We start from the raw sequence: 13,327 nt of genomic DNA on the forward strand, positions 1-13,327 counted from the left end.
GATCGGCTGGTGTTGCCGTTTCGACGTACAGAGTCCTGCCGCGGGTTTCGCTCGTACGGTCCCGGGCCGGTCCCGATGCGGTCACGGTCCGGCCTCGGAGATCGGTCTGAGACGATGTGTCCATGCACGAAGCGGACATGCGTACGGATCGGCCGGACCGGTCGGGCTCCCCCGGCCATGTCGTCGTCATCGGCGGCGGCATCGCGGGCCTCGCGGCGGCCCACCGGCTGCTCGCCGAAGGCGCCCGCGTCACGCTGCTGGAGGCCGGAACGCGCCTCGGCGGCAAGCTGTACGCCGGCGAGCTCGCCGGGGCCCGTGTCGACCTCGGCGCCGAATCCATGCTCGCCCGCCGCCCCGAAGGCGTGGACCTCGCCCGGGCCGTGGGCCTCGGCGAAGCCGTGCAGCCGCCCGCCACCGCCACCGCCCACCTGTGGACCCGGGGCGCGCTGCGGCCCATGCCGCGCGGACACGTCATGGGGGTCCCCGGCGACCTGGGGCCGCTCGCCGCCTCCGGGGTCCTCTCCGCGGAGGGGCTGGCCCGCATCGAGGCCGAGCGCACGCTCGCGCCCACCGAGATCGGCGAGGACGTCGCCGTCGGCGCGTACGTCGCCGCCCGGCTCGGCCACGAGGTCGTCGACCGGCTGGTGGAACCTCTGCTCGGCGGCGTCTACGCGGGCAACGCCTACCGCATCTCCATGCGGGCCGCCGTGCCCCAGCTCTTCGAGGCCGCCCGGACGCACGCGCTGCTGTCCGACGGAGTACGGGAACTGCAGCAGAGGGCGGCGGCCGGTCCCCAGCAGGCCGGTCCGGTCTTCGCCGGCATCGACGGCGGCATCGGACGGCTCCCGCTCGCCGTGGCCGAGGCCTGCCGCGCGGCCGGAGCGCGGATCGTCACCGGAGCACCCGTCACCGAGGTCGTGCGTACGCCTGAAGGCTGGCGGATCGTGGCCGGCGCGGGGACCGCCGGGGCCACCGAGACGATCGAGGCCGACGGCGTGATCCTGGCCACCCCGGCCGGACCCGCCGCACGCCTCCTGGACGGGCTCGCGCCCACCGCCGCGGCCGAGCTGCGCGGGGTCGAATACGCCTCGATGGCCCTGGTCACCATGGCCTTCCGCCGCTCCGACCTGTCGGCCGCCGTCGCCGGCGGGGGCGCCAGCGGCTTCCTCGTACCGCCCGTCGACGGCCGGACCATCAAGGCCTCCACCTTCTCCAGCAACAAGTGGGCCTGGGCCGGGGCGGATCCCGAGCTCTTCCTGCTGCGCACCTCGGTGGGCCGGTACGCCGACGAGGCCGACCTGGGGCGCGAGGACGGCGAGCTGGTCGACGTCTCCCTCGCCGACCTCGGCGAGGCCGTGGGGCTCGCGGCACGGCCGGTCGCCTCCACCGTCACCCGCTGGGACGGCGGGCTGCCCCAGTACCCGGTCGGCCACCTCGACCGGGTGGCCCGGATCCGCGGCGCCGCCGCCGCCCTGCCGGGTCTCGCGGTGTGCGGCGCCCTCTACGACGGGGTGGGCATCCCGGCGTGCATCGCCAGTGCCGGCCGGGCCGCGGAGGCGGTGCTCGCCTCGCTCGGTGCGGGTACGGCACCCCTGGCGCCGACCACTGATCAGCGCACGGGACAATAGGAACATGACTGCACCAGAGAAGATTCCCAACGCGGGGAAGAAGGCGAAGGACCTCAACGAGGTCATCCGCTACACCCTGTGGTCCGTCTTCAAGCTGAAGGACGTCCTCCCCAGTCCTGAGGCTGACCGCGCCGGTTTCGCCGACGAGGTCCAGGAGCTGTTCGACCAGCTGGCCGCCAAGGACATCACCGTCCGCGGCACCTATGACGTCTCCGGCCTGCGCGCCGACGCCGACATCATGATCTGGTGGCACGCGGAGACCGCGGACGAGCTGCAGACCGCGTACAACCTGTTCCGCCGCACCAAGCTGGGCCGTGCGCTGGAGCCGGTGTGGTCGAACATGGCCCTGCACCGCCCGGCCGAGTTCAACAAGTCCCACATCCCGGCCTTCCTCGCCGACGAGGTCGCGCGCGACTACGTCAGCGTGTACCCCTTCGTGCGCAGTTACGACTGGTACCTGCTGCCGGACGAGGACCGCCGCCGCATGCTCGCCGACCACGGCAAGATGGCCCGCGGCTACCCCGACGTCCGCGCCAACACCGTCGCCTCCTTCTCGCTGGGCGACTACGAGTGGATGCTGGCCTTCGAGGCGGACGAGCTGTACCGCATCGTCGACCTCATGCGTCACCTGCGCGCCTCCGAGGCCCGCATGCACGTCCGGGAAGAAGTGCCCTTCTACACCGGACGCCGCAAGTCCGTCGCCGATCTGGTGGCCGGGCTCGCCTGATACCTCCCCTGGGGGGAAGGACCGGAGGACGACCACACCGTCAGGTGAGTTCCTCCGGTGGATCGGGAGGCCCTGCCCCCGAAACGACGCAGCCGGAGATCCCGCCCGGAAGTTCAGACGACTGGCGGCAGCAGCGCCCTGCGGGCGCCCGCTGCCCGGTCGTCCAGCGACACCGGTGCGGGCTCCGGATGCGGCGCACACGTGACACGCCACCCCGGGGTGGCACCCGTCAGCAGATACCGCTCCACGTGACGGTCCACGCAGTCGTTGCGTCCGCCGACCACTCCGTGCGAGCCGGCCCCCGCCTCCGTCACCAGCGCGGCCCCGGCGCCCAGCCGCCGCTGCAGCTCCAGCGCTCCCGGGTACGGGGTCGCCCCGTCCCGCTCCGCCGCGACCACCAGCGTCCGCGGCAGCAGGGCCGGCCGCTCGACCGCCGCCGGCCGCTGCCGCCGGGGCACCGGCCAGGAGGCGCACGGCAGGTTCAGGAAGGCATTGGCCCAGGTCTCGAAGGGGGCCGTGCGGGCCAGCTCGGTGTTGTCGCGGTCCCAGGTCTCCCAGTCCGCGGGCCAGGGGGCGTCGTTGCACAGCACCGCCGTGTAGACGGCCGTCGCGTTCTCCGCCCCGGCCGCCGCGGCCGGGTCCGGGGCGGCCTGGGCGGCCAGCTCCGCCGGATCGCCGCGCAGGAAGGCGGCCAGGGCCGATGCCCGCTCCGGCCATACGTCGTCGTAGTACGCGGCCTGGAGGTAGGCGGCCCGGAGTTCGCCGGTGCCGACCCTCCCGGCGGCGGGCGTACGGGCCACCGCGTCACGGACCCGCTCGTAACTCGCCTGCACGGCCGCCGGGGTGGCGCCCAGGCGGTACGTGCCGTGGTGCCGGGCGGCCCAGGCACGGAAGTCGTACCAGCGGCGCTCGAAGCCGGCCGCCTGGGCGAGGTTGTTGCGGTACCAGACGCGGCGCGGGTCGGGATCGACCGCCGAGTCGAGGACCATCCGGCGGATGTGGCCGGGGTGGAGGGCGGCGTAGACGGCGCCGAGGTGGGTGCCGTACGAGGCGCCCATGAAGGTCAGCTTCCGCTCGCCGAGCGCGGCGCGCAGGACGTGCAGGTCGCGGGCGTTGTTCAGGGTCGAGTAGTACGGCAGGGCCGCGCCGGCCCGCAGTGCGCAGCCGCGGGCGTAGGCCCGGGCGGCCTCGATGCGCTGCCTCTTGTACGCGGGGGAGGGTTCGGCAGGCTCCTGGGTGGGGCCCGTGGCGCGGGCGGAGGGGTCCTGGCAGGACAGCGGGGCGGAGCGGCCGACGCCGCGCGGTGCGTAGCCGACGAGGTCGTAGGCGGCGGCGACCCGCTCCCATTCGGGCAGTTCGGCGACGAGCGGGAAGTGCATCCCGGAGGCTCCGGGGCCGCCGGGGTTGTGGACGAGCGCGCCCTGGCGGACCGCTCCGCCGGAGCGGGTGGCGGTGACCCGGCTGACCGTGAGGGAGATCTGCGGGCCGTCGGGGCGGGCGTAGTCGAGCGGGACGCGCAGGGTGGCGCAGCGGACCGGGCCGGGGAGTCCCTCGACGTCGGGGCAGGCGCGGAAGTCGAGGCCGGCGGTGGCGGCGCGGCGGGCGGCGAGCGCGGCGCCGGCCGACTCGGCGGCGGTGCCGATGCCGGCGGCCGCCGCGGCGGCGTCCGGGGCCGGTGCGGCGCGGGCGGTGGGGGCGCACAGGGCGAGGGTGAGCGCCGCCGCGGCGGCTCCGTGGCGCGCGAGTCTCGTCCGCATGACCGGGCCTGCCTCTCATCGTATGAAGTGATGAGAGGCCGGACCGTGTTCGTTGTAAAGGATCACCGGCGGGTGTCGGCCGTCATGGCCCCTGTCGGCGTATCAGGAACTGCTGGAGCAGCTCGAACTCGAACTGCTGGAACAGCTGGAACCCGAACTGCTCGAACAGCTGGAACCGGAGGAGCCGCCGCAGCTCGAACCGCTGCCGCCGGAACAGCTGGAACTGCTGCCTCCGCAGCCGCCGCCCGAGGCTCCGCAGCTCGAACCCCCGCCCCCGTCGCTCGCGGCGCACCAGAGCACCGGCAGCAGCTCTGCCGAGGAATCGGACGACGAGGTGTGGGTGCCGTGGGAGCGCGCGCCCGACTGCGCCGCGGCGAGCCGGGTGCCGCGGGCGGCGGGCACCAGCTGCTGGCGCAGGTACGGGTCCCGCAGGCCGCGCAGCCCGAACAGGGCGGTCTGCACGTGCGGGGTCCGGTCGTTCACGTAGGCGGAACGCAGCGCCCGCAGCGCCCGCAGCCCCGCCCGGGTGGTCCGGCTCCTGGCCCGGACCGTGCCGATCACTCCCATGACGATGCCGATCACCAGCACGGGCAGCACCTTCACGATGAACGGCACCTGGGCGCCGCTGCCGAGGGCGAGCCCCACGAAGGTCAGCACCAGCGACACCGGGATCAGGAGCGCGCACACGACGGCCTGGGCCAGCCCCCAGCGGCGCCGGGTCCGCCCGGATCCGGGCGGGGACACCATCCCACGGGCGGCCAGGGCGTCCCCGAGCTCCTGGACGGCCGGGTCGCACATGGCGGCGTAGCGCACCTGGTACAGCCATCCCGAGGGAGCCCCCGCGTGCGCCTGGATGACGGCGCGCTCGGCCGGGTCGGTGGCCCGAGCCCCGGGGCGCACCTGGACGATGCCCGGACCGCCGACCACCAGGCGGCCGTCGCCGAGCATCGCGACGAGCGCCGCGTCCACGACGGTGCCGGGCCCGCCCACCACGAAGGCGGCCTCGGACAGGTCGTGGAGACGGGCCGCGGGTCCCGCCGAGGCGGGGCGGCCGCTGCCCACCCCGCGCACCAGCAGGACGGAGGAGACGAGGACGGCGATCCAGATCGCCACGGCGAGGAGGTTCATGCCGCCCTCCCCGCGAGCGCCCGGGCCCAGCGGACCGCCCGTCGGGGCGGCCGCACCCCGGCCCGTTCCCGCCACCAGGCGGTGAGCCGGCGCCGCGCGGCCGGATCGGCCGGCAGGTCCCGGATCAGCAGGTGCTCGGCGAAGTCCAGCGCGTCCCGGCGGTACCCCGCGGTCATCGGGCGGCCCTTGGCGTACGCGAGGAAGGCCTCGCGGTACGGGTCGCGGCCGCCCAGGATCTCGGGCAGCTCCGGAGCCAGCCTGGCCACCACGTCGGCCCGCTTGGCGGCCAGCGCCCGGGCCTGCACCCGGATGCGCCCGCGGTCGAAGCCCTCGGGCACGGGGGTCCCGGCCACCAGCGCCGACAGGAGCGCGGCCTGCCCGAGCGCGACCCGGGTCCGGGCGGGCTCGACGGCGGCGCGGACCCCGGGCCCGCCGCCTTCCGGCACGCTCTCCGGCTCGGCGGCGCCTTCGCGCACGCCCTCCGGCCCTGCGCCGGTTTCCGGCGCGGTCTGCGCCCGGGCCTGCGCCGCGGGGCCGGCCGTCACCACCGCCCGGATCGCGGCCAGTTCGCCCGCGAGCTCCTCCTCCGGCGGGAAGTCGTCGTCCCGCTCCAGCAGCACGCCCGGCGGGTCCACCCGGGAGCGGAGTGCGGCGAGCAGGTCGAGCACCACCGGCGGCACCGGGTGCGCGTGCGTGTCGTGCCACACGCCGCCGCGCTCGACCCCACCCGCCACATGCACGTACGCCAGTGCCTCCAGCGGGATCGCGTCCAGCACGGCCGCAGGGTCCTCGCCCCGGTTGACCCGGTTGGTGTGCAGGTTGGCCACGTCGACGAGCAGCCGGACACCGGTCCGCTCGACCAGTTCCGTGAGGAACCGTCCCTCGGTCAGCTCCTCGCCCGGCCACGAGAACAGCGCCGCGATGTTCTCCAGAGCCAGCGGCACGGGCAGCGCGTCCTGCGCGATCCGTACGTTCTCGCACAGCACGTCCAGCGCGTCGCGCGTCCGCGGCACCGGCAGCAGGTGCCCGGCTTCCAGCGCGGGCGAGGAGGTCCGTACGAAGGCGATGTGCTCGGTGACGAGCGGCGCCCCCAGCGCCACCGCCCGCTCGCCGAGCGCCGCCAGCTTCGCCGGGTCCGGCCGGTCGGCGCCGCCCAGGCCGAGCGAGACCCCGTGCGGCACGACGCGCGTTCCGCGCTCGCGCAGCCGCAGCAGTGCCTCGGGCAGGTGGCCCGGGCAGATGTTCTCGGCCACCACCTCGACCCAGTCGAGGCCGGGCAGCCGCTCGACGGCGTCCGCGATCTCCGGCCGCCAGCCGATGCCCACCCCCAGGTGTGCCATGGGCTTCATGTCCCCTCGCCCCCTCTCAACGCATCGTGTGCCGATGTCATGGCCCCGACGGAGTCGAGCCAACCGCAGCAGGGGACGTTCAGAGGAACATTTGAGGTTCCCGCGAACGCGGGGGTGTCGGAGCGGCGCCGTCAGAGCCGGGCGCGCAGCGCCGGGTGGTCGGCGACCACCGTCGCACTGCCCGGCGCGATCTCGGTGAACCCGGCGTCGCGGACCACCGGCAGCCCGCTCCCGCTCAGCTCCGCCCACCGCTCGCGCACGGCCGTCCGTACGGCCAGCCGGAAGCCGGATTCCCGCCAGGCGGCGCGCTCCGCGCCGGTCAGCTCCCACCACGCCAACTGCGCCGCGTGCCCGGCCTGGGCCATCGCCTTGCCGGCCGACATGTCGAGGCCGGGATTGAGCCACAGCACCGGCAGCTCCGGTTCCTCGACCGCGGCCACCGGCTCCGGGTCGTCCAGATCGGTTCCCGACACCTGGAGCTTCGCGAGCTCCTTGGGCCAGCCGTCCAGGGGCACCGGCGGGAAGACCCGTACCTCCGACGTGTCACCGTGCACCGTGACACCCGGCAGGGTCTGCGCCTTGCGCCACTCCGCCCCGCGGGCCCGGCGGACCACCTTGCGGATCCGCGCGTCCTGCCAGTCGCGGACCGCCTCGGCCCACTCGCCCCCGCCCTGCGCCCGCTCGTCGGTGAGCAGCACCAGCACCGCGCGGGCCGCCGTCTCCAGGGCGTCCGTCCGGGCCGGCGGCTCGGCCTTCTCGATCCGGACCACCAGCGGCAGGACGAACTGCGGGGCCTCGTCGCGCAGGGCGTGCTCCTGCCGGAAGGGGCTGTCCGCGCCGACCGCGGGCACGTCGGAGATGTCGTTCGTGTGCTGGCTGCTCATCCCGCCAAGGATGCCAGGCTCCACCTCCAGGAGGATGCCCCGGGTACCGGCCGCGGGTGAGGATCGGCGGCATGAAGAGTGATCTTATCGACGCACTCACCGTGTCCCCCACAAGTCGTGTCGTATAGGGGCCCGCTGGAGCCCGGGCCGGTGTCGCGTACGGTACGGGTCCCGGTGTCGCATTCGAGCGCGGCGAAGACCCTACCACCGTGGCGGGCGTCACACTCGATGGAGTGAGGAGGCGCTGCGGTGGCACGTCTGTGTAGGTAGGGCCAGCACAACCAGATCCTGGCCGTCGTCGTCGGCGGCGATCAGATGACCGGGGGTCGGCCCAGCTGGGTCATCCGCCACACGGTCCGCCAGCGCATGGGTCGCCTTGGCGGGCAGGGCACCCGTACGCCTTCGAAGAATCCGGCCCACCAGGCGGCCAGGCCGGACGGCGGGGGTCGCTGCGCGAGCGTGTACGCGGCCCACGTCGCGAGGTAGACCGGGATCAGGACGGCGGGCAGGTGCCGCTTGGCCAGCCAGACGCGGTTCCGGCCGGTGTTGCGGTAGTAGACCGCGTGCCGGGACGCCTCGGTGCGGGGGTGCTGGAGCACCATGTCCGCCCGGTAGTCGATCTCCCAGCCGGCGTCGAGCGCCCGCCAGGCGAAGTCGGTCTCCTCGTGGGCGTAGAAGAACTGGGTGGGGAAGTCGCCTACCTGGTCGATCACGGTCATGCGGATGGCGTGGCCGCCGCCGAGGAACGTGGTCACCGGCCCGGACACCATGGGGTTTTTGCCGCCCAGACGGGGGACGTGCCTGCGCTGGCTTGCCCCGGTCTCGTCCGCGATGCGGAAGCCCGCGATGCCCAGGCGTGGCCTGCTGGCGAACGCTTCCCGGACTAGGCGGAAGGTGTCGGTGCGGGGCAACAGGCCGTCGTCGTCCAGGACCACGACGACGTCCACGCCGCCGCGCTCGCGCAGCCAGGCCACGCCGGCGTTCCGGCCGCCGGGGATGCCCAGGTTGTGCGGCAGCTCCACGCCGTCCACGCCGTCCGGGAGGGGTGGGAGTTTCACGCCCTGGCCGAGGACGACGACGGTTGCCGGATCGCCTTCCTGGGCGCCCACGGAGGCCAGCAGGGCCCCCAGTTCTGCGGGCCGGTCGCCCATGGTCAGGACCACAACCCCGATCTTCGGCATTCTGGTGTTCGTTCCTTTCGCGCCTGGTTGTTGAGCAGTTCGGTGGCGCGCTGGTTCAGGCTGGCCGCGCCGGCCACACCGCGCTTGCGGTACCGGGTCGCCGCCGCCTGGATCTCCCGGACTGCCTGCCTGTTGCGGTCGGAGACCACGCCGCCCATGAAGTCCAGGGACCTGGTCCACAGGCCCACGGCTTCCTCGTGCCGGTGCTGCCCGGCCACCGATCGCCCCAGGTTGGCCATGGTCAGCCCGTGCTTGAGCTGGTAGGTGCCCGGGGTTCGGCCCGCCAGGGCCCGCCGGTAGTGCCGTTCGGCTGCGGTGTGGTCCTTCATCGCGGTCAGGGTCTTTCCCATGTGGGAGGCGACCGTGGCCGCCACCGGGCCCGAGGCGGCGGCGTAGGCGGTGACTGGGTCGCGGGTGTCCGTCACGGCGTCCTCGGCGGCCAGAAGCGCCCGTGCCGCCCTGGCGCTCTGGCCGCCGGCCCCGTACGCGCGGGCGCACGTGACCAGGAGCAGGGCCTCGGTCTGCCGGTCGACCTTCCCCGCCGCCCTGCCCAGGGCGGCTTCGGCCAGCTCGGGACATGAGCGGGGGTGGCCCAGGTCAAGGGCCTGATGGGTCAGGGCCCGCATCATCCACGCGGCGTGGCCGTTCGGGTCGGCCTCGCAGGCGAGCTGGTAGCCCAGCAGGTAGTACCGCTGTGTGGCGCCCTCCCGGCCGAGGTCGTGGTGTTTCCAGCCGACCAGGCAAGCCAGCTGGGCCGCCGCCGCGAATGCCTCGGAGCGGACCGTGGCGGAGGGGAACCGGGCGGTGAGCATCGGGGCGACGGTGTCGGTGAGGTAGGCGGTGACGGTGGTCAGGCCGTGGCCGCCGCCCATGCGTTCGTCCACGCTGCGGAACGTCTCGGTCAGCTGCCGGACCGTGGTCACCTCGGTCGGGCCGACGCTGCCGCCGGTCTCGGCGGCTCGGAGCGTCGCGGCGACCGCTTGGTGGTCGTAGGCCAGAGGCAGGCCGACGGCGGCGGCGGTGAACGCGGCGCCGAGGAAGTCGCGGCGACGTTGCATGACGGACCTCCCGAGATCGGCGATGGCGGCCAGTGGATCGGCTTCCAGGACGCCACCGATGACAGCGGAGCCTAGACCGATCTCGGCGACCGTCACCCGCCGCTTCGTCCGTCTCGTCAGGGCCTCGGCAATGTAGAACGGCGTCTGGCCGGAGGGTGTACCCCCTGCAACCCAGTAGGCGACGGCCGACGGCCCGGTACTCAACCGCTGGCCGGCCTCGGCCGCCACAGAGCGGATCTCCCTGGCCAGCGCGTAGTACGTGGCCCCGGACTCGGCGATCACGTCCGCTAACGCGTTGTTCGGTGTCCGGTCCCCTGCCAATGGCGGCCCCCTCGGAAGCGATCTTGAACGGGTTGAACGGGTTGCCACTTCGCCCACGGTACTCACTTTCCGTGCTGGGGCGTTCACTGTTCATCAGCCCGCCCGGGGCTGCACCACCGCTCCTTCCGGTGGAGCCCACCCCTGCCCCGGGCGGTGCCCGCCGGGGTGGCGGGGAGGCGGTTCCAAGCCGGTCCGGTCGCAACCTCCCCGTCGCCCCCTTCCGCCGAATCCGAGGAGACCACCGTGACGTTGACCGACGCCGACCTGTCCGCCGCCCTCGCCGACTCAACCGTGGTGGTCACCGGGGGCGGGGGCCTGGTCGGCTCCCGCATCACCGCCCGACTTCGCGCGGCCGGGGCCCGCGTGATCGCCGTGGGCAAGCTCGACGCCTACCCCGCCGCCGTCTACGCCGACCTGTTCGGCGTGCACGCCACCGACCGGGACACCATCGTGGGCGACATCGCGGACGCGACCCTGATGGACCACGTCGTCCGGGAAGCGGACTACGTGATCCATGCCGCGGCCGTCGCCGATGTGGCCGCCTGCACCCGCAATCCCATGGCCGCGATCCAGACCAACGTCACCGGCACGCAGGTCCTCCTGGACGCGGTCCGCCGCTGCAACGCCCGCGTACGCCGGTTCGTGTTCGTCTCCTCGGCGGCCGTCTACGGCAACGGCGACCCCAAGCGCCACGACGTGCAGACCTGGCACGAGGACCAGCCCCTGGCCCCGCTCTCGGTCTACGCGAACACGAAGGCGTGGGGTGAGGCGCAGACCGCGCTGGTGCTGGGCAAGGCCAACGTCTCCCACACCTCGGTCCGGTACTTCTCCGTCTACGGCGAGCCCCAGACCGTCAAGGAGGGATCGCACTCCTGGGTGGTCGCCTGGATGGCGATGCGCGCGAAGCTCGGCCTCCCTCTGCACCTGAACGGCGGCGGCCGGCAGGTCCGCGACTTCGTCCACGTCGAAGACATCGCCGAAGCCACCATCAGGGCCATGCTCGCCCCCGGCGCCGACCGGCAGATCCTGAACGTCGGCACCGGCCAGGCCACGTCCATCGCCGACGTGGCTCACCTCATCCGCCGCCACTACCCCGAAGCCGAGTTCCAGGACCGGCCGCTGCCCGAGGGCGACCCGCTCGGCGGGACGGCCGGCACGGCCCGCGTGACCGCCGCCCTGGACTGGGGGCCCCGGATCACGGTGGCCGAGGGCGTGGCCCGCTACGTCGCCTGGCTCGACAACACCCCCGCCGCCCTGCCCGACTTCCTGCGCCGTGAGGCCGCCGAAGCCGCCTGAACCTCCCGCCCCGACGACGACCAGGAGCAAGCCAGGTGCCCGAGTCCATCCGTATCGGTGACTACGTCCGCCCCCCGGCCGCGTCCGGCCTGGACGCCACCGGATACGCCAAGATCGGCGAGTTCGAGCTGTCCGACTTCCTCACCCGCTGGGACGCCCTCCACGACGACGCCCTACAGGTTGTGCCCGAGCGGATCCACCCCACCGCGCAGATCCACCCCACCGCGATCATCGGCGAAGACGTCATCATCGGGCCGGGGGTCCGCGTCCACGAGTTCTCGACCGTCCGCAAGCGGTCCGTCCTCGCCGCCGGCGTGTCGGTGGGCTTCGGGTGCGAAGTGACCCACTCCTTCTTGGGGGAGAACACCGTTCTCGGCCACCAGGTGGGCGTCGGGCACTCCATCATCGGGACCGACGCCCACCTGTCCGCGAACCTCGTGATCGCGGCGATCAGCTTGTGGAACTACGACATGCGCGTACCCGTCAAGGAGATCGCCCTGCACGGCCCCGGCGACGAACCGCCCTACCGGTGCACCACGTCCCAGTTCGGCGGCCTGATCGGCGACCACGTCCAGACCGGCAGCATGATCACCCTCGGCCCCGGCATTGCCGTGGGCCGGCATTCGACCATCGCCGCGAGCGTCTGCATGGGCAGCACCATCGTTCCCCCGGCCAGCGTCGTACGGTCGTCTTCACCCGAAGTGATCATCGAGCCCCGCCGGATCTGACCGCCGTCCCCGCCGACTCCCGCCCCGACCTCCCGCCCCGGCGGCGGCCCGCCTGTGGGCCTCGGTCCAGCGGGGCCGTGCCCACTCTGCCCGCACCGCGGCGAAGTATCCCGAGACCGGCGCCCGGGTCCGGGAGATCCTCGCGCAGCAGCCCGGCGCGGCCTGACCGCCCGGGTACGCGAAGGGGCCCCCACCAGAACCCAAGACCTGGTGGGGCCCCTTCTGCTGACTTGGGAGGGTCGTTGTGCCACTCCAGGCTACGCGGGACCGGTACGGCCGCTCAGCGGCAACGTGCGGACGTTCCCGGCGCCGTCCAGGGCCTTACGGAGCCGCTCGATTTCCTCGTACTGCGCGGCCAGCTGCGACACGGCCACCGTGCGGAACACCGTCAGTTCCGCGATGGTGTCCCGGTTGGCCGCCAGCCGCTCCCGCAGACCAGCATTTTCGGCCTTCAGACGCTCTATCTGGGAGTCCCGAGGGTCGATGATCTCCCCGGCCTCCTGCGCGGCCTTCACGCGCCGCTCAAACTCCTCCGCCAGGTGCTGGTACGGGCCGGGCCGCTCGTTCCCAGCCCGGTCCTTCTTAGGGTAGAAGCCGGTGCGGGTCACGCCGGCCTCGGCGGCCAGGGTCTTCAAGTCGCACCGGCCGCCGCGCGGGAGTTCACCCCGGAGTAGCCGGTCCATCGCGGCCCGGATCGCTCCCTCGTTGTGCTGCTTCGTCTCCTCGGAGATCCGGGCCACGTCAGTCTCCTTCCTGTGCCGGGCCGGTCCCGGCGGCGTCGATTTCGTCCAGTACCTGGAGCGACCTGTCCAGGTCGGCCCGGACACGGTCCCGTTCGGCCTTGTGGCCCCGGGGGATGGAGCCGAGGAACACGCGCGTCCTCTCGGCGTTGTCGGCCCACACCTGCCGGTGGACCGGGTGGTGGGTGGCCTGCGGGCACCGTGCGGAGTCGCACATCCCCGCCATAGGCTTGGAGTCCGTGGTGACCGAAGCCCCGGCGATCTTCAAGCACAGGGCCTTATGGGGGTCCTTGAACCAGCAGTAGTTCGCGGCGCCGGCGTGGAGGAACTGGGACTGGCTTCGCAGGAGGTTGACCAGCTGCCGGTCCGACCCCATCACCTTGGGTCCCCCGGCCTGGTGATCGGCCAGGGCGGCGTCCACGTGCGTGAACGCGGCGATCACGTCCCGGGCCCCGGGGCCGGACGGCATGATGCCGGCCTGGAACTCCCGGAACGCGGTGGCGGTCAGCTCCAGGTGGTGCTTCGCCTCC

General features: G+C 73.6%; 12 protein-coding genes. 4 read left to right on the forward strand and 8 right to left on the reverse strand.

Going from position 1 to position 13,327, the window contains the following annotated elements:
- The first annotated feature begins 137 nt into the window (after positions 1 to 137).
- Positions 138 to 1,628 (forward strand): protoporphyrinogen oxidase, encoded by a 1,491-nt coding sequence (gene hemG / locus OG332_RS33925; RefSeq protein WP_442816389.1) that lies wholly within the window; start codon positions 138 to 140, stop codon positions 1,626 to 1,628.
- Between the two features lie 4 nt (positions 1,629 to 1,632).
- On the forward strand, positions 1,633 to 2,355 hold the full coding sequence (hemQ, locus tag OG332_RS33930; RefSeq protein ID WP_327417020.1) for a hydrogen peroxide-dependent heme synthase: 723 nt from the start codon (positions 1,633 to 1,635) through the stop codon (positions 2,353 to 2,355).
- Between the two features lie 113 nt (positions 2,356 to 2,468).
- On the opposite strand, the gene OG332_RS33935 is transcribed toward hemQ, so the two are convergent.
- From OG332_RS33935 to OG332_RS33960, 6 genes are all read right to left on the reverse strand, one after another.
- Positions 2,469 to 4,112 (reverse strand): alpha/beta hydrolase, encoded by a 1,644-nt coding sequence (locus OG332_RS33935; protein ID WP_327417021.1) that lies wholly within the window; start codon positions 4,110 to 4,112, stop codon positions 2,469 to 2,471.
- Between the two features lie 102 nt (positions 4,113 to 4,214).
- The gene (locus OG332_RS33940; protein ID WP_327417022.1) at positions 4,215 to 5,240 is read right to left on the reverse strand and encodes a TIGR04222 domain-containing membrane protein; all 1,026 of its coding nucleotides are present in this window, start codon (positions 5,238 to 5,240) and stop codon (positions 4,215 to 4,217) included.
- A complete protein-coding gene (locus tag OG332_RS33945; RefSeq protein ID WP_327417023.1) occupies positions 5,237 to 6,589 on the reverse strand; it encodes a DUF692 domain-containing protein in 1,353 nt (450 codons plus the stop codon). Before OG332_RS33945 ends, OG332_RS33940 begins: the two co-directional genes overlap by 4 nt.
- Before the next feature lie 131 nt (positions 6,590 to 6,720).
- On the reverse strand, positions 6,721 to 7,473 hold the full coding sequence (locus tag OG332_RS33950) for an aminoacyl-tRNA hydrolase (RefSeq protein ID WP_327417024.1): 753 nt from the start codon (positions 7,471 to 7,473) through the stop codon (positions 6,721 to 6,723).
- Between the two features lie 311 nt (positions 7,474 to 7,784).
- Positions 7,785 to 8,654 (reverse strand): glycosyltransferase family 2 protein, encoded by an 870-nt coding sequence (locus tag OG332_RS33955; RefSeq protein WP_327417025.1) that lies wholly within the window; start codon positions 8,652 to 8,654, stop codon positions 7,785 to 7,787.
- Complete coding sequence (locus tag OG332_RS33960; RefSeq protein ID WP_327417026.1) at positions 8,627 to 10,033, reverse strand: tetratricopeptide repeat protein; 1,407 nt, start codon at positions 10,031 to 10,033, stop codon at positions 8,627 to 8,629. Before OG332_RS33960 ends, OG332_RS33955 begins: the two co-directional genes overlap by 28 nt.
- Positions 10,034 to 10,276: 243 nt before the next feature.
- On the opposite strand from OG332_RS33960, the gene OG332_RS33965 reads away from it, so the two are divergent.
- Together OG332_RS33965 and OG332_RS33970 are read left to right on the forward strand one after the other, a co-directional pair.
- Positions 10,277 to 11,329, forward strand: a complete 1,053-nt coding sequence (locus OG332_RS33965) for an NAD-dependent epimerase/dehydratase family protein (protein WP_327417027.1) — start codon at positions 10,277 to 10,279, stop codon at positions 11,327 to 11,329.
- A 35-nt stretch (positions 11,330 to 11,364) separates the two neighbouring features.
- A complete protein-coding gene (locus OG332_RS33970; RefSeq protein WP_267011536.1) occupies positions 11,365 to 12,057 on the forward strand; it encodes a transferase in 693 nt (230 codons plus the stop codon).
- 257 nt (positions 12,058 to 12,314) lie between these two features.
- Here OG332_RS33970 and OG332_RS33975 read toward each other — a convergent pair whose 3' ends face one another.
- Both OG332_RS33975 and OG332_RS33980 read right to left on the reverse strand, forming a co-directional pair.
- Complete coding sequence (locus tag OG332_RS33975) at positions 12,315 to 12,797, reverse strand: hypothetical protein (protein ID WP_327417028.1); 483 nt, start codon at positions 12,795 to 12,797, stop codon at positions 12,315 to 12,317.
- Position 12,798: 1 nt separating this feature from the next.
- Positions 12,799 to 13,266: a hypothetical protein gene (locus OG332_RS33980; protein WP_327417029.1), complete on the reverse strand. Its 468-nt coding sequence runs from the start codon at positions 13,264 to 13,266 to the stop codon at positions 12,799 to 12,801.
- Positions 13,267 to 13,327 lie beyond the last annotated feature (61 nt).

Source organism: Streptomyces sp. NBC_01233, assembly GCF_035989305.1.
Taxonomy (GTDB): Bacteria; Actinomycetota; Actinomycetes; order Streptomycetales; family Streptomycetaceae; genus Streptomyces.